The sequence below is a fragment of the Microbacterium psychrotolerans genome, from assembly GCF_031085295.1.
GTDB classification, from domain to species: Bacteria; Actinomycetota; Actinomycetes; order Actinomycetales; family Microbacteriaceae; genus Microbacterium; species Microbacterium psychrotolerans.
The window spans coordinates 249615-271235 of record NZ_JAVFWO010000004.1 but is presented as its reverse complement, the minus strand read 5'-3'; the positions used below and the strand labels follow the sequence as shown (position 1 = coordinate 271235).

The following is a 21621-nucleotide window of genomic DNA, read 5'->3' as shown; positions in this document are numbered from 1 at the left end:
GGTTCGGGTGTCACGACACGCGGCTACGGCGGGTCGGATGCCGCGTGTTGCGACCTGCGAACGGCGCCCGGGGCCGGGCTTGGACCCGGGTGGCCACGGGCGCGGCATCCGTCAGTCGTCGTCGCCCTCGGCGATCCAGCGCTCGACGGCGATCTCGCCGGCGACGGCGTAGACGCCGATGACGCGGCCGGTGAAGGACTCGGTGGTCTCCGACGACAGGAAGCGGCCGTCGACCTCGCCCAGTTCGACGCGCTCGCCGTCGACGGTCGCGCCGAGGTGGAAGACGTCGCTCGTGCGCGGGAAGCCCTGCGCCGGCGCGGGCTTGCGCGACTCGAGGTGGAGCTCGAGCGTGCCGCCGCCGAACGGCGAGCGCCACTCCTGCACCAGCCCGCCGATGCAGGCGCGCCCGACGATCTCGCCGCCGCCCGCTTCGACCTCGACGTGGAACCGCTCGTCGTAGCGCACGGCGAGCCCGCCGACGCCTGCGGTGACGTCCATGGTCACCGTGACCGCGTGCGTGAGGTGCTCCTGGCGGCGCCCGACGAAGACGGGTCGCGGTTGGTCGAGCGTCGATCCATCGGCGCGGAGCGTCATCCAGCCCGGCCGCGAGGTCAGGTCCGCGTGGGCAGCGGGGAGTGCGCGCACGGCGATCCACTCGCCGTCGAGCTCGCGATCCGGCGCGAACCCGATCTCGACGCGCGTGCCGGGCCGGGGGTTGAGCAGCACCGCGTCGATCGCGGGCCAGCCGTCGGCCTCCCAGCGCACGGGCGTCACGAACGTCTCGCGACCGAGAGCGGAGAACGCGCGCGTCATGCTGCGCGGTCGGACGCCCAGCAGCACGCACAGCCAGTCGCCGTCGGGCCCGACCACGAGGTCGCCGTGACCGGTGTTCTGCACCGGACGCGTGGTGCCGCGCGCGGTGACCAGCGGGTTCTGCGGGGCGGTCTCGAACGGTCCTTCGGGCGAGTCCCCGCGCGCGATCGAGATGCCGTGGCCGCGCTCGGTCCCGCCCTCGGCGATCATGAGGTACCAGCGCCCGTCCACCTCGTACAGGTGCGGTGCCTCGGGGAAGCCGCCGCCGGTGCCCGACCACAGCGAGCGCGGCTCCTCGAGCGCGAGGTGGCTGTCGAGGTCGACCTTCACCTGCTGGATGCCGAGATGCTGCCCGGCCTGCTCGCCGCCCAGCAGGAGGCCCGAGAAGGTGATGTACACCGTGCCGTCGGCATCCCACGCGATGTCGGGATCGATGCCGTCGATCGAGCCCGATCCGTCGGCCTTGCGGATCAGATCGCCGTCGCTCCACGGGCCGGCGGCGTCCGTCGCGGTGAAGTGCAGCATGCCGCGCCCCATCGCGTCGGTGATGACGAGGTGGAAGACGCCGTCACGGTGGCGGATCGTCGGCGCCCACGCCCCGCCCGCCGTCGGCACCTCTTCGACGGCCAGCTGCCCCGGACGCGTGGCGACGTGCCCGATCAGCTCCCACGACTCGAAGTCGGTGGAGCGGTGGATCGGGATGCCCGGCAGGTACTCGAACGTCGAGGTGGCGAGGTAGTAGACGCCGTCGACCGCGACGACGCTGGGGTCGGGGTGGAAGCCGTTGAGGAGGGGGTTGTACAGCGTGGTCACGGGGTGCTCCGGGTTCGGGCGGGCGGGGCGGGTTCAGGACGAGAGCAGGACGCCGAGCTCGCGGGCGAGCGCGACGGCCCGGGGGTCCGCGCCGCCCGGCCATGCGCCGCGCGCGATGGTCCAGGCGAAGGCGAGGCCGCTGTCGGGATCGACGCAGGCGAGCGCGCCCATCGCCCCGTCGTGACCGAAGGCGCGCGGCCCGCCGAAGGGGACCGTCGCCGTCGACTTCTGGAAGATGATCGCGTGCGCCCGGTCGGGGAGGCCCAGCACCTCGTCGAAGCCGTGCACCTGCTGCTGGCCGATCTGCGCCACGGTGTCGGCCGAGAGGAACGGGGCCGCACCCTCCACCCCCGTCGTCGCGGCGGCGAAGAGGCGGGCGAGACCGCGCGCGGTGCCGGTGCCCGAACCCGCCGGATGGCCGTAGCGCCAGCTCACCTCCTCGTTGGCGAGATCGACGGGAGGGCCGGGGGTGACCCAGGTGTGCAGGCCGAGCGCGGTCGGCTGCATCTCCGTCTTGTCGGAGACCGGCCGGATCATCGGCAGCACCGGGACGCGGCGCGCCTCGTGCGCGGGCGGAAGCCCCAGATAGAAGTCGATGCCGTACGGCGCGCGGATCTCCTGCTCGTAGAACTCGTGCAGCGTGCGACCGGTGACCCGGTACACGAGCTCCGAGCCGAGGTTGCCGATCGTCACGGCGTGATAGCCGAACGCGCTCCCCGGCTGCCAGAACGCCCACGTCTCGGCGAGCCGGTCGGCGGCGGCGTGGTCGTCGAGCAGCTCCGCCCACGTCAGCGGCGGCGTCGCCTGCGGCAGACCCGCCTGGTGCGAGAGCAGCTGCCGCACAGTGACGCGGCCCTTGCCCTTCGCGGCGAACTCCGGCCAGTAGTGGGCGACGCGCTCATCGAGGTCCAGCTCGCCCCGCTCGACCAGGAGGCCGATGGACAGCCCGATCGTGTTCTTCGTGACCGAGTAGGGCACCATGACGGAGTCCTCGACCAGGTGCGGCCCGCCCCACGCGTCGAGGACGGGGTCACCGCGGTGGAACGCCGCGACCTGGAAGGAGAGATCGGGGTCGGCAGCGAGGAAGCCGTCGAGGCGCGCGACGATCTCGTCCAGGCGCCCGTCGGCGCGTCCCTGCAGGTTCTCGGTGGTGACGTCGTGCATCGCGGTCCTCTCGTCGGTGAAGCGGGTCTGCGGGTGTGGGCAGCGGCCGGGCGCGGCATCCGCGTACGAACTTCGCAGAATCTCGCGTAGTTCGCAGGGGTCCGGCGAGACGCTCCGAGTTTCGCGCGATTCTGCGAACTTCGGATGCCGCCCGACGTCTAGCGCGCCGCGACCGTCCAGTTCACGGTAAGCGGGAGGTCGGCGACCGAGGCACCGGCGCGCAGGGTGAAGTCGCCCGGCTCGACGACCCATTCGCCGGCCCAGTGCGCGAGGCGTCGTGAGGGCACCCGGATGGCGGCGGTCACGGTCTCGCCGGGACGGGCCTGCACCGTCGCGAATCCCACGAGCCAGCGCTCGGGGCGCTCGACCGCGGATTCGGCGCGCTCGGCGTAGACCTGCACGATCTGCTTGCCGGCGCGGTCGCCGGTGTTCGCGAGCGTCACCTCGACGGCGTCGCCCACCCGCTGCGCGGTACCCCACGACCACGTCGTGTAGCCGAGGCCGTGGCCGAACGGGAACGCCGGCTCGGCATCCGCCTTCAGCCATGCGCGGTAGCCGATGTGCAGGCCCTCGCGGTAGTCGAGGCGACCGTCGGTGGGCACCACTTCGGTGATCGGAACGTCAGCGAGGGCAGCGGGCCAGGTGGTGGGCAGGCGCCCGCCGGGCTCGGCCGCGCCGGTCAGCACGTCGGCGACGGCGTGGCCGAACTCCTGCCCGCCGAAGTAGCCCTGCACGATCGCGGCGACCTCGCCGGCCCACGGCAGGACGACCGGCGAACCGGCGTTGACCACGACCACCGTCGGGGTCCCGGTTGCGGCGACCGCGCGCACCAGGTCGTCCTGGTGGCCGGGCAGGTCGAGGCTGGTGCGGTCGTAGCCCTCCGACTCGACCTTCGCGTTGGTGCCCACGACGACGATCGCGACATCGGATGCCGCGGCCTCCGCCACGGCGCGCGCGATGAGCTCCTCGGGATCGGTGCGCTCAGGGGCGATGCCGAGCGTCGCGCTGAGCGCGCCCGACAGCGCTCCGGCGGCTGCGCGGGTGAACTCCACGCGCACGGCCGTCTCGCGGCCGGCCTCCACGGCGACCGTCGCTGTGATGGACGGCGGGTTGAGGAACGCGGCGCCGAGGTCGGAGCCCTCGATGACGGGCGCGTCGTCGAGCACGAGGCGCTCGTCGACGAACAGCCGGCCCGGGTTCGCGCCGGCGAAGCCCAGCTCGATGTCGCCGGTCTCGGCGGGGGTGTACAGCGTCTCGAACACGACGGTCGCGCTCGCCGCGATGGGAGCGTCGCCGCCGAACCACACCAGGGCGGTCGAGCGGCGGTTCTCGGCGAAGAGCTCGGTGCCGTCGGCGTCGAAGAACGCGACGCGCATGCCCGCCTCGCCGGTGGCCGGGTTGCGCAGCTGCGCGAGCGGGATCTCGGCGACGCCCTCCTGCACCACCGCGCCGATCTCGTACCGCACCTCGGCGCCCGGCACCGCGGCGCGGATCGCGTCGAGCGGCGAGACGACCGCCTCGGGGATCACCGTGGCGCTGCCGCCGCCCTGGGTCCGTGCCTCGCGCGCGTTCTGGCCGATGACCGCGACACGACCGAGCGAGGCGGCATCCAAGGGCAGCACGCCCTCGTTGCTCAGCAGCACGGTGCCTTCGATCGCGGCGGCGCGCGCGAACGCGGGCCCGTCCAGTGGCGCGGGCTCCACCGGGGCGGCGTCGCCGAGCGCGCCGACCCGCTCCGCGAGCAGCAGCAGGCGCAGCACCTTGCGGTCGAGGTCGGCCTCATTGAGGCGCCCGTCGCGGACCGCCGAGACGAGGTCCGCCCACGCGGGGGCGGGACCGGGCATAGCGAGGTCCTGCGCGGCGGGCACCGCGTCGAGCGAGCGCACCGCGGTCCAGTCGCTGATGACCACGCCGTCGAAGCCCCACTCGGAGTTGAGCGGCGTCTCGAGCAGGTCGTTCTCGGTCATCGTGACGCCGTCGACGGCGTTGTAGGCGCTCATGAGGGTCCAGGCGCCGGCCTCGACGGCGCGTTCGAACGGCACGAGGTAGAGCTCGCGCAGCGCCCGCTCGTCGACGCGGACGTCGACGGTGAAGCGGTCGGTCTCGGAGTCGTTGGCGACGTAGTGCTTGGGCGTGGCCGCGACCCCGTTGTCCTGCAGGCCGCGCACGTACGCGGCGGCGAGCGCGGCGCTGAGTTCCGGGTCTTCGCTGAAGCACTCGAAGTGGCGGCCGCCGAGCGGCGAGCGGTGGAGGTTGATCGTCGGTCCGAGCACGACGTCGACGTTCTTGCGCCGGGCTTCGGATGCCGCGGCCGCCCCGTACCGGTACGCCAGGTCGACGTCCCACGACGCGGCCAGCGCCGACCCCGACGGAAGGTTCAGCGACGGCTCGCGCTCGTCCCAGCGCGGACCGCGGACGCCCGCAGGACCGTCCGACAGCGTCATCGCGCGCAGCCCGATCTCGGGAAGCGGGACGGTGGTCCAGAAGTCGGCGCCCTGCACGAGCGCCGCCTTCTGCTCGAGGGTCAGGCGCTCGAGCAGGGGCACGAGGTGGCGCACCGCGTCGGGGTGCGTGGCGATGTCGGTCATCGGGGGAGGTTCTTTCTGGAGAAGGGTCAAGAGGACGGATGCCGCAGCCCGCCACCCACGGGCCGGGCCGGGCTGCGGCATCCGAGTCGTCAGACGGCGCCGGCGGCCGCCTCGGAGGCGAGCAGGGCGCGCCGGGCGATGCGACGCTCCTCCTGCTTGTCGGGGTCGGGCACCGGCGCGGCCATGAACAGCCGCTGCGTGTACGGGTGCTCGGGCTGCGAGGTGACGCGCTCGCCGTCGCCCGACTCGACGATCTCGCCGCGGTACATCACGGCGACCCGGTGGCTGATGTGGCGCACCACCGCGAGGTCGTGCGTCACGAACAGGTAGGCCACGCCGGTGCGGTCCTGGATGTCGATGAACAGGTCGAGCACGCGCGCCTGGGTCGAGAGATCCAGCGCCGACACGGGCTCGTCGCACACGATGAGGCGCGGTCGCAGGGCGAGAGCCCGCGCGATCGCGACGCGCTGGCGCTGGCCGCCCGAGAACTCGCGCGGCAGGCGTCCACGTGCGTCGGCGGGCAGGCCCACCTGGTCGAGCAGATCGTGCACACGCGCCTTCGCCTCCTTGCCGGCGACGCCGGCAGCGGTCAGCGGCTCGGTGAGGATCTGCTCGATCGTCATCGACGGGTTCAGCGACGAGTACGGGTCCTGGAACACGACCTGGATCTCGGAGCTGAGCGTGCGGCGCTCCTGCCGTTTCAGGTGGGCGATCTCCTTGCCCTCGTACTGGATCGAGCCCTCGGTGACGGGTGCGAGGCCGAGCGCGGCACGGCCCAGCGTGGTCTTGCCCGATCCCGACTCGCCGACCAGACCCACGGTCTCGCCCGGCAGGATGTCGAGCGAGACGCCCTTGAGCGCCCGGAACGGCTGGGCGCGGAAGCCCTTGCCCGGGTACTCGACGACGAGGTCCTTGATGTCGAGCAGCGGCGTCTGCGGCGTCGGAGTGCTCATGCTCGTGCTCCCTTCTCGGTCGACGGGACGGTGACGAGCGGGCCGCGGGCGGGACCCTCGTCGAGGATCGCATCCAGCAGCGCCCGCGTGTAGGGGTGCTGCGCGTCGTTGAAGATGGCGCGCACGGGTCCCTGCTCGACGAACAGGCCGCTCTGCATGACCGTGACCCGGTCGCAGAGGTCGGCCACGACGCCGAAGTTGTGCGTCACCAGCAGCATGGCCATGTGCCGCTCGGCCTGCAGATCGCGCAGCAGCTCGAGCACCTCGGCCTGCACCGTCACATCGAGGGCCGTGGTCGGCTCGTCAGCGATGATCAGGTCGGGGTCGGTCGAGACCGCGCCGGCGATGAGCACACGCTGCGCCATGCCGCCCGAGACCTCGAACGGGTACGCGTCGAACGTGCGTTTCGGGTTCGGGATGCCGACCCGCGCCAGCAGCTCGAGCGAGCGGTCGGTCGCGGCCTTCTTCGAGAGCCCGAGGTTCTTGCGCAGCGGCTCGACCAGCTGGCTGCCGATCGTGAACGCGGGGTCGAGGTTCGACATCGGCTCCTGCGGGATATAGCCGATGCGCTGGCCGCGGACGCCGGCGTACGCGCGCTCGTCGCCGCCGGCGAGCTCGGTGCCCTCGTACAGGATCGAGCCGGCGGTCACGTGACCGCCGCGGGGGAGCAGGCCCAGGACGGCGAACGCCGTCTGCGTCTTGCCCGAGCCCGACTCCCCGATGAGGCCGTGGACCTCGCCTTTGCGGATGTCGAGCGAGACGCCGTGGACGACCTCGACGTGCGAGCCGTCCGGCTGGTCGTAGCCGACTCGGAGGTCACGGACCTCGAGCACCTTCTCGGTCGCCTTGCTGCGCACGTCGTCCTGGTGGCGGATGACCCCGGAGCTCTCGAAGACCGGCGGCTCGTCGAGGTCGACGACGTCTCCGCCACCGGTCGAGAGCGAGGTGGTGACGGCGGCGATCGAGCCGGTCGCGGTCGCGACGGCGCGACGACGCTTGCGCCGCACCGACACGGTGCGCTCCAGCTCATCGCGCATGACGTTGGCCAGGAGCGTCAGCGCGATGCACGTGAGGCCGATCGCGAGCGACGGCCAGAGCATCAGGATGGGCTCCTTGTAGATGTTCTTGAACCCGTCGTTGAGCATCTGGCCCCACGTGGGGACGCCGATGTCGCCGAGGCCCAGGAACTCCAGCCCGGACTGGATCGCGATGGCGATGCCCGCGATGATCGCGCCCTGGATGATGATGGGCGCGCGCACGACCGACAGCACATGGCGACCGATGATGCGGGTGTCGCTGAGCCCTGAGACGCGTGCGGCGTCGACGTACAGCTCCGAGCGCACCGCGGTGACGGAGGCGTACACCAGGCGGTAGAAGGCCGGGGCGAGCAGGATGCCGAAGATGAACATCGAGATCCACACCGACGGGCCCAGCACCGCCCGGGCCGCCAGCAGCACGACGATGCCGGGCAGCGCCATGTTCAGCTCGGTCACCCATGTCGCCGTGCTGTTGAACCAGCCCTGGTAGTAGCCCGCGATGAGGCCGCTGGTCACGCCCAGGACGACGGCGACGACGAGGGCGAGGAGTGCCGCCGTGACGCTGATCTGCGTCGCCACCAGCAGTCGCGACAGCACGTCGCGGCCGCTGCCGTCGGTGCCGAGGATGTGCTCGGCGCTGGGTGGCGCCAGCACGTTGCGGATGTCGGCGTAGTTGGGGTCCTGCGGGGCGATCCACGGTCCGATGATCGCGATGACCGCCACGAACGCGAGGAAGAGGAGCGAGGCGAGCCCCAGGGGCCGCCGCACGAGACGTCGCCAGAGCGCCACGCGCACCGGCGCGACGGGGACGTCGAGGGGAACGTCGACAGCGGTCATGACAGTCGCACCTTCGGGTTCAGCGCCGCTTGGGCGAGGTCGATGAGGAGGTTGACGACGACGACGATGATCGCGAAGACGATCACCAGGGCCATGACGACAGGGATGTCGCCGAGCGTCGTCGCCCGCACGGTGAGCTGGCCCATGCCGGGGATGGCGAAGACCTGCTCCACGATCACCGCGCCGCCGAGAAGGCCGATGAACTGCACGGCGAGGACCGCGAGGGCGGGGCCGCCGGCGTTGCGGAGCACGTGACGGTAGACCACCGAGTTCGTGCTCAGCCCGCGGGAGCGGAGCGTGCGTACGTAGTCGCGGGACATGGCGTCGATGACCGAGCCGCGCACCTGCTGGGTGACCGTCGCGATCGCGCCGATCGAAAGGGCGATGATCGGCAGCGTGACCGATGACAGCCAACCGGGCACCGACGTCGTGAGCGGGACGTACCCCGTCGCCTTGAACCAGCCGAGGTTGATCGCGAAGACGAGCACCAGGAAGAGCGCGATGAGGAAGCCGGGGATCGCGAAGCCGATCAGCGAGAACACCTGGACGGTGCCGTCGATGGCCCCGCCGCGCCGGGCGGCGAGAACCCCCACGACGACGGAGATGATCGCCGAGATCACCGTCGCTCCGATCACGATCGACAGCGTCACAGCGACGCGATTGGTGACGCTGGTCGTGACCAGTTCTCCGTTGAACCAGCTGCGGCCGAGATCGCCGGTGAACGCCGAGGTCAGCCAATCGAAGTACTGGGTGAGCAGTGGCCGGTCGAGGCCCAGCTCCTCGGCCTTCTTGGCGACGGTCTCGGCGGTCGCGTTCTCTCCGAGGATGCGACGGGGGATGTCGCCCCCGGCGGCGTAGAGGAGCACGAACGCGAGGAAGGAGATCACCGCGATGAGGATGACGCCGGACAGCAGGCGTCTGAGGATGAATGCAAGCATGTCTGTCGCTTCCCGTGGGTGGTGTCGCCCCGCCCGCGCGCGACGCGCGGGCGGGGCGAGGACTCAGTTCTTCGGCGAGAATCCGAAGATCGAGGGGTAGGCGTTCGACGGCCAGAACTCGAGGTCCGTGTTCGCGTCGACCGCGTAGGTGCCCTGCACCCGGAAGAACGGGGCGAACCAGGCGTTCTCGACGATCCAGGCGTTCAGATCCTTCGTCGCCTGGTCGGCCTCGTCCTGCGTGCCGTTCTGGATGGTGCTGATGTACTCGTCCACCTGCGGGTCCTGCGAGTGGAACGGGTTGAACGTCGCCTCGGGCGCGATCATGAAGTTGATCAGCTGCCAGTCCGGGTTCTGCTCCAGCGCCATCCACGTCGCCGGGTACTTCGGCGCGAGCATGTCGGTGATGAAGTTGCCCGTGCCGGGGTCGGTGTAGTTCACCGTGATCCCGATGTCGGAGAGCTGCTGCGCGACGAGGTCGAACGTGGTCTGGAAGGCGGGGGTCGACATCATGTTCAGCGTGAACCCGTCGGGGTAGCCGGCCTCGGCGAGGAGTTCCTTGGCGCCCTCGGGGTCGTACTCGTACGTGCTGTCGAGCGCCTCGTCGTACCCGACCGACGTGGTCGGGAAGACCTGCTCGGTCACGGTGCCGTAGCCCGCCTGGAGCGCCTCGAGGAGCGCCTCGCGGTCGAACGCCATGTTGATCGCCCTGCGGACGTTGACGTCGGCCAGCTCGGGCGCCATCGTGCCGGCGCGGTCGAACAGCAGCAGGCCCTGGAAGTCGAGCTCGTTGGCCTCGATCGTCCAGCCGGATGCCTCGATCTCGGGGATCGTGTCGTTGTTCACGATCTTCGCTCCGTTGGCCTCGCCCGCCTTGAGGGCGTTCAGGGTGGCGGTCGGGTCTTCGATGACGTTGATCGTCAGGTTGTCGTACTTGACGACGTCAGGGTTCCAGTAGTCCGGGTTGGCCGTGTAGACGTACGTGGTGCCGGTGACGCTGGCGGCGGTGTCGAGCACGTAGGGGCCGGAGCCGATCGGCTCGGTGGCCGAGTCGGGGTCGTCGAACGTGGAGGGCGCCTGGATGAGTCCCGGTGCGATCGACAGGAGGTTGACCAGCGACGGGTCGGGCGCGGGCTGGGTGATCGTGACGGTGGTCGCATCGACGGCCGCGAACTCCTTGCCGGCGAGGGTCGCCGCCTGGGGAGCAGTGCCGTCGCGGAAGCGCTCGAGGCTGCCCACGACGGCCTCGGCGTCGAGCGGGGTGCCGTCGGTGAACTCGACGTCGTCGCGGAGCGTCAGCGTGAGCACCGTGTTGTCTTCGTTGTACTCCCACTCGGTGGCGAGCCAGGGCTCGATCTCGCCCTCGCCGTTCTTCTGCAGCAGCGTGTCGAACACCGCCTGGAAGAACGGGCTGCGGTTGCCGTACTCGGCGCCCTGACCGATGTCGTAGCTCGTCGGGCCGATGATGGCGGTGAGGGTGAGCCGGTCGGCTCGGCCGGAGTCGCTCGTGCCGGAGTCGTCCCCGCCACCGGCGCAGCCGGTGAGGGCGATCGCGGCGATCGCGATGGTGGCTGCTGTGGCCTTCCAACGGAACATCCTTGGTCCCTTCATCTGTGGCGATGCCCCTGCGGATCGCCTACTGCCGGGAGACGCTAACAGCAATATCGAGCGAGCGCTAGGTTTTTGACACAAAAAGCTAGCGACTACTAGGAATTCGTTATACAACGGAGGGGAAGGACCTCGGCGGGCACCGATGGAGGTGCGCCAGACGACCCGGGGATACGGTGAGACGATGACCGAGACGACCTCTGCCGCGACGCGCGAAGGGACCGCTCCCACGGGGAAGCGCAAGCCCCGCGGCGAGTACGCGAAGTCCGCCGCGACCCGCACGGCGATCCTGGACGCGGCCCTCGAGGTGTTCGCCGAGTCCGGCTATCGCGCCGGCTCGCTGCGCGAGGTAGCCGAGCGGGTCGGTATGAGCGAAGCGGGGCTTCTGCACCACTTCCGGAGCAAGAGCGCGCTGCTGATGGCCGTGCTCGATCACCGTGATGCGCTGGCGCGTGCGCTCGTGGACTTCGATCTGCCGGACGGCATCGAGGCCCTCCGCGGACTGGTGAAGCTCGCCGAGCACAACGCGTCGATCCCCGGGGTCGTCGAGCTGTACTGCACGCTGTCCGCCGAGGCGACGTCGCCGGCGCACCCGGCCCATGCCTACTTCGTGAACCGCTACGAGTCCGTGCGCGAGAGCGTCGCCGCGTCTTTCCGCCGCGTCGCCGAAGCGGGCCGCCTCAATCCGGGCGTCGACCCGGGCCGCGCCGCCGTCGCCACCATCGCCCTCATGGACGGCCTCCAGGTGCAGTGGCTGCTCGACCCCGGGTCCACCGACATGGCGGAGGCGCTCGCCGAGGCGTTCCGCAGCATGATCGTGGGCTACGACCTCGCGGGCCTCGAGCAGGTGCTCGACGCCCGCTCGGCAGAGGCGGCATCCGTCGACGCCGTCGAGCCAGGCGACGCCGCGATCGCGGCGACCGGCGCGGCGGCCGAGGGAGCAGAGGCATGATCCGCGAGCCTTTCCTCGATGGCTGGACGGTCGGCCCCAAGCTCGGTGCCTTCGAGGCGCCGACCCCCGAGTCGGCGCCGCGCCCCGTGCGCCTGCCGCACGACGCGGTGCGCGACCTGCCCCGCTCGGCCGACAGCGACCAGGGCGTGCACACCGGCTACGTCCCCGGCGGAGTCTTCGAGTACGCCAAGTCGTTCGACGTGCCGGACGGGTGGCGCGACAAGACCGTGCGGCTCGAGTTCGAGGGCGTCTACCGCGACGCCGTCGTCTTCCTCAACGGCGACGCGGTCGTGCACGAGCCCAACGGATACAACGCGTTCGAAGCCGTGCTCGACCCCTACCTCCGCTACGGGGAGCAGAACCGCATCACTGTCGAGGCTCGCGCGCACCGCGACAGCCGGTGGTATTCCGGCGCCGGCATCTATCGGCCCGTGCACCTCGTGGTGGCCGATCCGCTGCACATCCCGCTCGACGGCACGAGCGTGACGACGCCCGACATCGACGCCGACCGGGCGATCGCGAGCATCGCGACGACCGTCCGCAACGGCTCGCGGCACACCCGCACGCTGCGCCTCATGTGGGCGGTGACGGCGCCGAACGGCTCCGAGGCTGCGTCGGGGACGGCGCCGGTGACGGTGCTCCCCGACTCCGAGGCCGTGGCGCGCGTGCGCCTCACCGTCGACCACCCGGCGCTCTGGAGCCAAACCACGCCGTCGCTCCACCACGTGCGGACCACCCTCGCCGACGAGGACGGACGCGTGATCGACGCGGACACCGCGACCTTCGGCATCCGTCGCCTCCAGGTCGATGCGCGGCGCGGGCTCCGCGTCAACGGTGAGACCGTGAAGCTGCGCGGCGCCTGCGTGCACCACGACAGCGGGCCCCTCGGGGCCGCCACATTCGCCGACGCCGAGGACCGGCGCGTGCGGCTGCTCAAAGCGGCAGGGTTCAACGCGCTGCGGAGCGCCCACAACCCGATGAGCCGCGCGATGCTCAACGCGTGCGACCGGCACGGCGTGTTCGTGATGGACGAGCTGACCGACACGTGGACCCGCTCGAAGGTCGCGTTCGATGCGGCTCCCGGCTTCGCCGCACGGTGGCGTCACGACGTCGACGCCCTCGTCGCCAAGGACCTGAACCACCCGAGCGTCATCATGTACTCGATCGGGAATGAGATCCTCGAGCTCGCCACGCCGGCCGGATCGGCGTGGAGCCGGCGGCTGGCCGAGGCGATCCGCGACCGCGACGACACCCGCCTGGTGACGAACGGGATCAACGGCATCATCGCCAACCTCGACCGTCTGGGGGCGGATGCCGCGCCCGGCGACGCAGCCGGCGCCGACGCCTCCGACCCGAACACGATGATGGCGACGATGGGCGACATGATGGCCGCAGCCAACGCGTCGGAGCTGGTGACGAAGTCGACCGAGGAATCGGCGGCGGTGCTCGACGTCGTCGGCTTCAACTACGCCGAGTCGCGCTACGAGCTCGATCGCGAGCTGTTCCCGAATCGTGTCATCGTCGGATCCGAGACCTTCCCGTCGCGCATCGAGAAGATGTGGGAGCTCGTCGAGCGCCTCGACCACGTCATCGGCGACTTCACGTGGACCGGATGGGACTATCTCGGCGAGGCCGGCATCGGCCGCGTCGACTACACCGACGAGCCGGGCTACGAGCCGACCGGCACGGCGGGGCCGTACCCGCACCTGCTCGCCGGCTGCGGCGACATCGACATCACCGGGCACCGCCGCCCGGTCTCGTTCTACCGCGAGATCGTGTTCGGGCTGCGAACAGAGCCGTATCTGACGGTGCACCCGCCACGGCACCACGGCCGCCCGACCGCGACGACGCCGTGGTCGTGGGACGACTCGGCGTCATCGTGGACGTGGGATGCCGAGCCCGGCGCCCCCGTCACGGTCGACGTCTATGCGCCGGCCGAGGAGGTCGAGCTGCTCCGCGACGGCGTCTCGCTGGGCGTGGCGACAGTGGGGGCGGAGAAGGCGTTCCGCGCACGGTTCGAGACCGAGTACCGGCCCGGCGAGCTCGTCGCGATCGCCCGCAGCGGCGGCCAGGAGATCGGTCGCACCGCGGTGCGCACCGCCGGAGAGCCGGGGCTCACGGCATCCGCCGAGCGGCCCGAGATCACCGCCGAAGGGCTCGGCTTCGTGGCCATCGCGCTGGCCGATGCCGAGGGCGTGGTCGCCTCGGATGCCGACCGCCTGGTCACGGTGACGGTCGAGGGCGATGCCGAGCTCGTGGGACTCGGCACCGGCCGCATCCGCACCGAGGAGTCCTTCGCCGGTCCGTCCGTCACGACCTTCGAGGGCCGCGCGCTCGCGATCGTCCGGCCGACCGGGCGAGGCGCGGCGACGGTGACGGTGTCCGCCGACGGCCTCGTGCCTGCCGTCGCGTCACTCACCATCGCAGGTCCCGCGTCCCCCTGACGTCCTGCTTCCTACCTTCCGCGCATCAGACGTGCGCGGGCAGCGGGTCAGCTCGCGGCGCGCGTGCGCGCCGGGAGCTCATCGTCGTCGTCGCGGGACAGCGGGATGGGGGTCGTGCCGGCCACCTCGTCGCTGAACTCCTCGGGAGCGACGACCTTGAGCGGACGCGTCTCGTCGAGCGTGAGGCGGAACCGCTTGCGCTCGTGGCGATGCAGCCGGCCCGAGACCAGCAGCCACGTCGCGCCGATCGCGAAGGCGACGAAGGCGGCGACGGCGCCCACGAGGATCGCGCTGCGCGGACCGAACTCGGCCGCGACCCAGCCGACGATCGGCGCGCCGATCGGGGTGCCGCCCATGAGGATCGCCATGTACAGCGCCAGCACGCGACCACGCAGCACCGGGTCGGTCGTGGTCTGCACATACCCGTTCGCCGTGGTCATCATCGTGACGACCGCGAACCCGGTGAACATCAGCGTGACGGCGTACAGCCAGTACGTCGGCATGAACGCCGACACCAGCGCCGCGACCCCGAACATCGCGGTGCCGACGATGAGCACGCGCAGCCGGGCCCGATCGCGACGGGCCGCCAGCAGTGCCCCGGCGACCGAGCCGATCGCCAGGATCGAGCTGAGCAGGCCGAATCCGTCGGCCTCCTTGTCGAACTCGACCGCCATGGTCGACGCGAGGATCGGGAAGTTCATGCCGAACGCGCCGATGAGGAACACCATGGCGAACGTGACGATGAGATCCGGTCGCCCGCCGACGTAACGGAAGCCGTCCGCGAGGCGCGACGACTGCGGCGCCTTGACGCGCGGCACCAGCTCGTGGGTGCGGATCAGCAACAGGGCCGCCAGCATCGCGAGGAAGGTGACCGCGTTCGCCACGAACACCCAGCCCGTGCCGATGGCGACGATCACGATGCCCGCGACGGCGGGGCCGATCATGCGGGCGCCGTTGAACGACGCGGCGTTGAGCGCGACCGCGTTCGAGGCGTTCTCGCGCGCGACGAGGTCGGAGACGAACGCCTGGCGTGCCGGGTTGTCGAACGCGGCGACTACGCCCAGTGCCAGCGCGAAGCCGTACATGATCGGCAGGGTCATCGCGCCGGCGAAGATCAGCACACCGATGGCGACGCCGAGCAGGAGGAGCATGCTCTGGGTGACGAGCAGCAGCTTGCGGCGGTCGAAGCGGTCCGCGACCAGACCCGTCACGCCTACGAGGAGCAGCGGCGGGGCGAACTGCAGGGCCATCGTGACGCCCATCGCCGCGGCGTCGTTCTCGGTGAGCTCCGTGAGCACGACCCAGCTGATCGCCGTCGACTGCATCCAGGCGCCGATGTTCGACACCAGGGCACCGATGAACCAGACGCGGTAGTTGAAGGCCGAGAACGACCGGAACATCGCGCTCATCGGGCGACCATCCGGGCCATGATCTCGGCGGCGGCGGCGAGTGTCTCGCGCTCTTGCGCCGTCAGCTCGGCCAGCGAGGACTCCACCCAGGCGTCGCGGCGCCGCGCCGTCTCTTCGACGACGGCCTCGCCCTCGGGCGTGAGCGAGATGACCACCTTGCGACCATCGCTCTCGTCGGCCGCGCGCGAGATGTAGCCCGACTCCTGCAGGCAGTTGACGGTGCGGTTCATCGACGGAGCCGACACGCGCTCGCGCTCGGCGAGCTCGCCGAGGGTGTGGGCGCCGTGCACGCGGAGCGCCGCGAGCACCGCGAACTGCCCATCGCTCATCGAGTCGACCGCGCGCTGCGTGCGCATTCGGCGGGCGAGGCGGAACGTCGCGATGCGCAGCCGCGAAGCCGCGGAGGAGAGGTCGGGCTGGTCGCCCGGGTCGCTGCCGGTCTCAGGGATGGGGATCACGTTGCTGCTCATGCGATTACTTAGCATAGCTCATTAGCTTTGCTAAAGAAAGTCGCCGGATGCCGCCTCCCGGGTTCGTGCGCGATGCGTCGGCGTCCCGCACCTAGACTTCTGCGCATGCCCGAGTTCATCGATGCGCACGGCATCACGATCTTCTTCGACGTCCATCCGGCGAAGACCGAAGCGCGGGCGGTCGTGCAGCTGCTGCACGGCGTCGGCGAGCACGCGGGACGGTACGCCGTGCTGATCGAAGCTCTCACCGCGCACGGCTACGCGGTGTGGGCGGCCGACCATCGCGGCCACGGTCGCACCGGCATGACCCAGCACGGCGGAGACGTCGCCCTCCTCGGCCACCTGGGACCCGGCGGCCTGCGGGCAGCGCTCGGCGCCATGTGGAAGTTCACCGAGCAGATCCGCGCCGAGAACGCCGACCTGCCGCTCGTGCTGCTGGGCCACTCCGGCGGCTCCGTGCTCGCCCAGATGCTGGTGAACGCGCATCCCGAGGCGTACGACGGACTGATCCTGACCGGCTCGGCACTGCGCATGCCGGGTGCGATCCGCACGAGTGGACTGAACAAGCCCTGGGACGGTCCCGATGCGATGGGCACCGAGTGGCTCTCGAGCGATCTGTCGGTGGGGCGGGCCTTCCTGGACGATCCCCTCACCACCAGTGAAGACCCGATCAAGCTCATCGGGGTGCTGGACTCCCTTCGCATGTACGGTCTCCCGCGCAAGAACCTCGGCCGCGACATCCCGACGCTCCTCATGGTCGGCAGGGACGACACCGTCGGTGGCCCGCGCAGCGTGCACCGGCTGGCCGACGCGTACCGCACGCGCTCCGGATTCACCGACGTGACGACGCTCGTCTACCCGGGTGCCCGCCACGAGATCTTCAACGAGCTCGTGCAGCAGGACGTCCGCGCCGACCTCCTCGCCTGGCTCGACCAGCGAATGCCCGCCCGAGACTGATCGTCGCCCCTGGGTCGCGGCGCCGAGCCGTTGACGCCGCTCGCCGGATGCGCCATCCTGGCCGCAGTGATCACCGTGGGAGCGCTCCCACACCCCGCGGCGCTGAGGCCGCCGAGGGTCGCCGTTCGCGCGGTGCCACTCCCCGGGCGAGGACGCCCGGCGGTCGATGACGACCCAGGAGAATTCCATGACCCCTCATCCCGCCCGCCTTCGCCTGCGCTCGCGAGGGCGCATCCTGGCCTTGGGTGCCGTAGCTGCGCTCGCGATCGGCCTGGCCGTCCCGTTGAGCACCGGCGCCGCCGCCGCGGAGGAGGTGGACGCCGACTCCGGGCTCGTCGGCTCCGAGCTCTACGTCAACCCGTGGAGCACCACCCTCGAGGCGGCGCAGTCGCTCACTGGCCAGGCGCGGGACGACGCCCAGCTGCTGGGCTCGATCGCCTCCGCCGACTGGTTCACCTCGGGGACGCCCGCCGAGGTGGAGGCGGCAGTGGACGACGTCGTCACGGCCGCGGCCGCGCAGGGGCGCATGCCCGTGCTCGTCGCGTACAACCTGCCGTTCCGCGACTGCGCGCAGTACTCGGCGGGAGGAGCGGCCGACACCGCGGCGTATGCGGCCTGGATCGACGGATTCGCGGCCGGCATCGGCGACCGGGCGGCCACCGTGATCCTCGAGCCCGACGGGCTCGGCATCATCCCGCACTACGTCACGCTCGACGGCCAGCACGAGTGGTGCCAGCCCGCCGAGGTGCCGGCGGATACCGCCGCGGCCGAGCGCTTCGCCCAGCTCAACCACGCTGTGGACGCGATCGGGGCGCTGCCGGCGGCATCCGTCTATCTCGATGGGACCGGCGCGAGCTGGCTGAACGTCGGCGAGATCTCCGACCGCCTGATCAAGGGTGGCGTGCAGGATGCGGACGGCTTCTTCCTCAACGCGTCGAACTACCAGTTCACCGCCAACTCCACCGCCTTCGGCACCTGGATCTCGCAGTGTCTCGCGTACGTCACCGAGGTGAACCCGGGCGACTTCGGCTCATGCGGCAACCAGTACTGGAACGGCGGCCCGGCGAACGACTGGACCGGCGTCGCCATATCGCAGTACAGCGAGTGGAGTGCGGATGCCGCCGACCCGGCACTGAACACGAGCGGGGTCGACTCGCGCTACGAGCTCATCCTCGGCGGCGTCGAGGCGACCACGCACTTCGTGATCGACACCAGCCGCAACGGGCTCGGCCCGTGGCAGTACCCGGTGGGCGCCTACCCCGCGAACGAGGACTGGTGCAACCCGCCGGACCGCGGCCTGGGCCTTCGTCCTGACACGACGACCGACGTGCCGCTGGTCGACGCGTACCTGTGGATCAAGGTCCCGGGGGAGTCCGACGGCAAGTGCTACCGCGGAACCGCCGGCCCGCTCGACCCGGAGCGCGGCATCGAGGACCCCGCGGCAGGGCAGTGGTTCGTGGAGCAGGCGCGCGAGCTCATCGCTCTCGCGGATCCGCCGATCGCCCCGCTGGACTGCCACGTCGCGTGGGTCGCCGACCCCGCTGAAAGCTCGTTCTCGGCGACCGTGCGCCTCTCGGGTGCCGTAGCCGACCGCTGGACGCTCGCGTTCGCCGTCCCGGAGGGGCAAACCGTGACGAAGGCGACGCGCGCCGTCGTCGTTCAGGACGACGGCATCGTCACCGTCAGCGGCGCGACCAAGAAGGCGGGCAATGCGCCCGACACGGTGATCCACGCGAAGGGCGCCGCCAGCACGCCGTGGCAGTTCCTTCTCGACGGACTCGCCTGCACGTCGTAGTGGGCGTGTCGACCCCGTAAGAGGCGGCGGTGACGGATGCTCGCCTCCCCGCCGCCGCCTCTTACCAGTCGCGCGGGCGCCGAGTCCAGACCCCGGTCGTTTCGCGGTCGCGGTTCTGCGCGTCGATAGGCTGACCGCGCCCCGGCACCCGCCGGGGCATCCCTCGCGAAAGGTTCCCCCCGCCTTGATCATCCTCAGCTGGCTCCTGCTCATCGCGCTCGTCGGCGGCGTGCTCGCCCTCGTCGACGGCATCCTGCGCGTCCGCGGCAAGGGCAACACCCTCGTCGGCATCATCGAGATCGTCGTCGCCGCACTGTTCATCCTGTCGCTGTTCCTCCCCGGCATCCCGTTCGGGGCGCTGGTGCTGGCCATCGCGACCCTGATCGTCATCGTCGTCGGGCTCATCGTCCGGGGGCGCCAGGGCGTCGGCATCGCGATCGCGGCGCTCGCCGTCATCGCGCTGTGGATCGTGCTCGTCAACCGCTGGCTCGTCATCCCCGGCATCAACTGATCCGGCGGCCGGGCGTCGCCTTCGGGCGGCGCCCGGCCGCCCCGCGACCTCCGCCGGCCGGGTGCCCGGCCCGGCTGGACCCACGGGCCGGGCAATAGGCTGAACGCATGCACGGCGAATACAAGGTCCCCGGCGGAAAGCTCGTCGTCGTCGACCTCGAGGAGCGCGACGGCCGCATCGCGGACTTCCACCTCGCGGGCGACTTCTTCCTCGAGCCGGATGACGCGCTCGACGACATCGACGCCGCGGTGAACGGACTGCCGATCGAGGCGGATGTCGCCGCCATCGCCGCCGCCGTGCGGTCGGCGCTCCCGAGCGGCGCGCAGCTGCTGGGCTTCACGCCGGAGGCGGTCGGCACTGCGGTGCGCCGGGCCCTCGTCACCGCGCCCGGCTGGCGCGACTTCGACTGGGAGATCGTCCACGACAAGCCGGTCTCACCGCGCATGAACCTCGCCCTCGACGAGGTGCTCACCGGCCGTGTCGGCGACGGCCGGCGGCGTCCCACGCTGCGCATCTGGGAGTGGGACGAGAACGCGGTCGTGATCGGCTCGTTCCAGTCCCTGCGCAACGAGGTCGACCCCGACGGCGCCGCCAAGCACGGCTTCGACGTCGTGCGCCGCATCTCCGGTGGCGGCGCGATGCTGATGGGCGCCAACTCGATCGTCACGTACTCGCTGTACGTGCCGGCATCGCTGGTCGCCGGGCTGACGTTCGCGGATTCCTACGCCTTCCTCGACGACTGGGTGCTGCAGGCGCTGCGTGCTCTCGGCATCGACGCCACGTACCAGCCGCTCAACGACATCGCCTCGCCGCAGGGCAAGATCGGCGGAGCAGCGCAGAAGCGCCTCGCCAACGGGGGAGTGCTGCACCACGCGACCCTCAGTTACGACATGGACGGCGAGGTCATGACCGAGGTCCTGCGCATCGGCCGTGAGAAGCTCAGCGACAAGGGCACGACGTCGGCGGCCAAGCGCGTGGACCCGCTGCGCCGCCAGACCGGCCTTCCGCGCGAGGCCATCATCGCCAAGCTCGAGGAGACGTTCTCGAACCTCTACGGCGCCGTCCCCGGTCATATCACCGACGACGAGTACGCCGAGGCCGAGGCGCTCGTGGAGTCCAAGTTCGCGACCGACGCGTGGTTGCGCCGGGTCCCGTGACGGGCCGGGGCGCGTGAGCTCGGCTGCGGGAGGAACGGATGCCGCGCCCCGCGGCCGCGCAGCGGCCCCCGGCTCCACCCCGGCGCCCGCTTCGGCGGCAGCCACCGGGTCCGTCGAAATCCACGAGGGCGACAACCTCGAGGTCATCCGCCGGCTGCCCGACGCCTCGTTCACGCTGATCTACCTCGACCCGCCGTTCAACACCGGCCGCCCGCAGGAGCGCTCGATCGAGACCGCCCGGTCGCGGCATCCGTCCCCCGCCGCATCGTCCGACGCTCGCGCCGGCTCCCTCTCGGTGAGAGAACAACGGGTGGACGAGACGATGGGCGGTTCCCATGGTCTCGGCGACCCGGTGTCGTCTCGCGGGGTCGGCGGGGCGGACCGTGCCCGCGGGACCCGCGGGGCGGACGCCGCCGGAGTCGTGCGGCGCGGGTTCCACGGTCGCGAGTACGAGCGCATCCGCGGCGATCTGCGGGCCTACGACGACCGGTTCGACGACTACTGGGGCTTCCTCGAGCCGCGGCTGCTCGAGGCCTGGCGTCTGCTCGCCGATGACGGCACGCTGTACCTTCACCTCGACTACCGCGAGGCGCACTACGCCAAGGTGCTGATGGACGCGCTCGTCGGGCGGGAGCGGTTCCTCAACGAGCTCATCTGGGCCTACGACTACGGCGCCAAGACCCGCAAGCGCTGGCCGACCAAGCACGACACGATCCTCGTGTACGTCAAGGATCCGAAGGCGTACTGGTTCGACTCGGATGCCGTGGACCGCGAGCCCTATATGGCGCCGGGGCTGGTCACGCCCGAGAAGGCCGAGCGCGGCAAGCTCCCCACGGACGTGTGGTGGCACACCATCGTGCCGACGACCGGGCGCGAGAAGACCGGGTACCCGACGCAGAAGCCTGAGGGGATCCTTCGTCGGATCGTGCAGGCCTCGTCGCGCCCGGGTGACCGGGTGCTCGACTTCTTCGCGGGGAGCGGCACCACGGGTGCGGTGGCCTCGGCGCTCGGCCGCGACGCCGTCCTCGTCGATCACAACCCCGAGGCGATCGCCGTCATGCGGGAACGGATGCCGCACGCCCGCGTCCTTCCGGCGCCGTGACCCCCCGAACCCGCCCCAGAACCGCGGAAGGGTAGATCTCCGCACGGGCGCGCCCTTTCGCGGTTCCTGCAAGCGC

Annotated in this window: 16 protein-coding genes; 7 read left to right on the top strand and 9 right to left on the bottom strand. The window is 71.1% G+C overall.

Going from position 1 to position 21621, the window contains the following annotated elements; translation table 11 throughout:
• Positions 1 to 111: 111 nt before the first annotated feature.
• From Q9R08_RS14290 to Q9R08_RS14260, 7 genes are all read right to left on the bottom strand, one after another.
• Entirely contained in the window at positions 112 to 1626 is a 1515-nt protein-coding gene (locus tag Q9R08_RS14290; RefSeq protein WP_308868769.1) for a glycoside hydrolase family 43 protein, read from the bottom strand.
• Positions 1627 to 1659: 33 nt separating this feature from the next.
• Positions 1660 to 2790, bottom strand: coding sequence for a serine hydrolase domain-containing protein (locus Q9R08_RS14285; protein ID WP_308868768.1), 1131 nt, complete (start codon positions 2788 to 2790; stop codon positions 1660 to 1662).
• A gap of 158 nt (positions 2791 to 2948) precedes the next feature.
• A complete protein-coding gene (locus Q9R08_RS14280; RefSeq protein ID WP_308868767.1) occupies positions 2949 to 5378 on the bottom strand; it encodes a beta-glucosidase in 2430 nt (809 codons plus the stop codon).
• Positions 5379 to 5467: 89 nt separating this feature from the next.
• Entirely contained in the window at positions 5468 to 6331 is an 864-nt protein-coding gene (locus Q9R08_RS14275) for an ATP-binding cassette domain-containing protein (RefSeq protein ID WP_308868766.1), read from the bottom strand.
• The gene (locus tag Q9R08_RS14270; RefSeq protein WP_308868765.1) at positions 6328 to 8205 is read right to left on the bottom strand and encodes a dipeptide/oligopeptide/nickel ABC transporter permease/ATP-binding protein; all 1878 of its coding nucleotides are present in this window, start codon (positions 8203 to 8205) and stop codon (positions 6328 to 6330) included. Before Q9R08_RS14270 ends, Q9R08_RS14275 begins: the two co-directional genes overlap by 4 nt.
• Positions 8202 to 9143 carry an ABC transporter permease gene (locus Q9R08_RS14265; RefSeq protein ID WP_308868764.1) on the bottom strand — a complete coding sequence of 314 codons (942 nt, stop codon included), beginning with the start codon at positions 9141 to 9143 and terminating at the stop codon, positions 8202 to 8204. The genes Q9R08_RS14270 and Q9R08_RS14265 overlap by 4 nt, the downstream gene beginning before the upstream one ends.
• Before the next feature lie 63 nt (positions 9144 to 9206).
• Positions 9207 to 10736 (bottom strand): ABC transporter substrate-binding protein, encoded by a 1530-nt coding sequence (locus Q9R08_RS14260; protein WP_308868763.1) that lies wholly within the window; start codon positions 10734 to 10736, stop codon positions 9207 to 9209.
• A 196-nt stretch (positions 10737 to 10932) separates the two neighbouring features.
• On the opposite strand from Q9R08_RS14260, the gene Q9R08_RS14255 reads away from it, so the two are divergent.
• Together Q9R08_RS14255 and Q9R08_RS14250 are read left to right on the top strand one after the other, a co-directional pair.
• Entirely contained in the window at positions 10933 to 11700 is a 768-nt protein-coding gene (locus Q9R08_RS14255; protein ID WP_308868762.1) for a TetR/AcrR family transcriptional regulator, read from the top strand.
• A complete protein-coding gene (locus Q9R08_RS14250; RefSeq protein ID WP_308868761.1) occupies positions 11697 to 14144 on the top strand; it encodes a glycoside hydrolase family 2 TIM barrel-domain containing protein in 2448 nt (815 codons plus the stop codon). The genes Q9R08_RS14255 and Q9R08_RS14250 overlap by 4 nt, the downstream gene beginning before the upstream one ends.
• Before the next feature lie 47 nt (positions 14145 to 14191).
• Here the strand turns inward: Q9R08_RS14250 and Q9R08_RS14245 are convergent, their stop codons facing one another.
• Together Q9R08_RS14245 and Q9R08_RS14240 are read right to left on the bottom strand one after the other, a co-directional pair.
• Positions 14192 to 15553, bottom strand: a complete 1362-nt coding sequence (locus Q9R08_RS14245; protein WP_308868760.1) for an MFS transporter — start codon at positions 15551 to 15553, stop codon at positions 14192 to 14194.
• Positions 15550 to 16023, bottom strand: a complete 474-nt coding sequence (locus tag Q9R08_RS14240) for a MarR family winged helix-turn-helix transcriptional regulator (protein WP_308868759.1) — start codon at positions 16021 to 16023, stop codon at positions 15550 to 15552. The genes Q9R08_RS14245 and Q9R08_RS14240 overlap by 4 nt, the downstream gene beginning before the upstream one ends.
• 105 nt (positions 16024 to 16128) lie before the next feature.
• On the opposite strand from Q9R08_RS14240, the gene Q9R08_RS14235 reads away from it, so the two are divergent.
• The 5 genes from Q9R08_RS14235 to Q9R08_RS14215 all read left to right on the top strand — a co-directional run bounded on the left by Q9R08_RS14235 (position 16129) and on the right by Q9R08_RS14215 (position 21545).
• Entirely contained in the window at positions 16129 to 16980 is an 852-nt protein-coding gene (locus Q9R08_RS14235) for an alpha/beta hydrolase (RefSeq protein WP_308868758.1), read from the top strand.
• Between the two features lie 187 nt (positions 16981 to 17167).
• Positions 17168 to 18775: a glycoside hydrolase family 6 protein gene (locus tag Q9R08_RS14230; protein ID WP_308868757.1), complete on the top strand. Its 1608-nt coding sequence runs from the start codon at positions 17168 to 17170 to the stop codon at positions 18773 to 18775.
• Positions 18776 to 18959: 184 nt separating this feature from the next.
• Positions 18960 to 19286, top strand: coding sequence for a hypothetical protein (locus Q9R08_RS14225; RefSeq protein ID WP_308868756.1), 327 nt, complete (start codon positions 18960 to 18962; stop codon positions 19284 to 19286).
• Between the two features lie 107 nt (positions 19287 to 19393).
• On the top strand, positions 19394 to 20443 hold the full coding sequence (locus Q9R08_RS14220) for a lipoate--protein ligase family protein (RefSeq protein ID WP_308868755.1): 1050 nt from the start codon (positions 19394 to 19396) through the stop codon (positions 20441 to 20443).
• 13 nt (positions 20444 to 20456) lie between these two features.
• Entirely contained in the window at positions 20457 to 21545 is a 1089-nt protein-coding gene (locus Q9R08_RS14215; RefSeq protein WP_418001355.1) for a DNA-methyltransferase, read from the top strand.
• The last annotated feature ends 76 nt before the right edge of the window (positions 21546 to 21621 follow it).

Coding starts and splice junctions, on each gene's coding strand:
- Q9R08_RS14270 (WP_308868765.1), bottom strand. CDS start 8,205: ATGACCGCTGTCGACGTTCCCCTCGACGTCCCCGTCGCGCCGGTGCGC.
- Q9R08_RS14245 (WP_308868760.1), bottom strand. CDS start 15,553: ATGAGCGCGATGTTCCGGTCGTTCTCGGCCTTCAACTACCGCGTCTGG.
- Q9R08_RS14255 (WP_308868762.1), top strand. CDS start 10,933: ATGACCGAGACGACCTCTGCCGCGACGCGCGAAGGGACCGCTCCCACG.
- Q9R08_RS14250 (WP_308868761.1), top strand. CDS start 11,697: ATGATCCGCGAGCCTTTCCTCGATGGCTGGACGGTCGGCCCCAAGCTC.
- Q9R08_RS14235 (WP_308868758.1), top strand. CDS start 16,129: ATGCCCGAGTTCATCGATGCGCACGGCATCACGATCTTCTTCGACGTC.
- Q9R08_RS14265 (WP_308868764.1), bottom strand. CDS start 9,143: ATGCTTGCATTCATCCTCAGACGCCTGCTGTCCGGCGTCATCCTCATC.
- Q9R08_RS14220 (WP_308868755.1), top strand. CDS start 19,394: ATGCACGGCGAATACAAGGTCCCCGGCGGAAAGCTCGTCGTCGTCGAC.
- Q9R08_RS14260 (WP_308868763.1), bottom strand. CDS start 10,736: ATGTTCCGTTGGAAGGCCACAGCAGCCACCATCGCGATCGCCGCGATC.
- Q9R08_RS14230 (WP_308868757.1), top strand. CDS start 17,168: ATGACCCCTCATCCCGCCCGCCTTCGCCTGCGCTCGCGAGGGCGCATC.
- Q9R08_RS14280 (WP_308868767.1), bottom strand. CDS start 5,378: ATGACCGACATCGCCACGCACCCCGACGCGGTGCGCCACCTCGTGCCC.
- Q9R08_RS14285 (WP_308868768.1), bottom strand. CDS start 2,790: ATGCACGACGTCACCACCGAGAACCTGCAGGGACGCGCCGACGGGCGC.
- Q9R08_RS14275 (WP_308868766.1), bottom strand. CDS start 6,331: ATGAGCACTCCGACGCCGCAGACGCCGCTGCTCGACATCAAGGACCTC.
- Q9R08_RS14240 (WP_308868759.1), bottom strand. CDS start 16,023: ATGAGCAGCAACGTGATCCCCATCCCTGAGACCGGCAGCGACCCGGGC.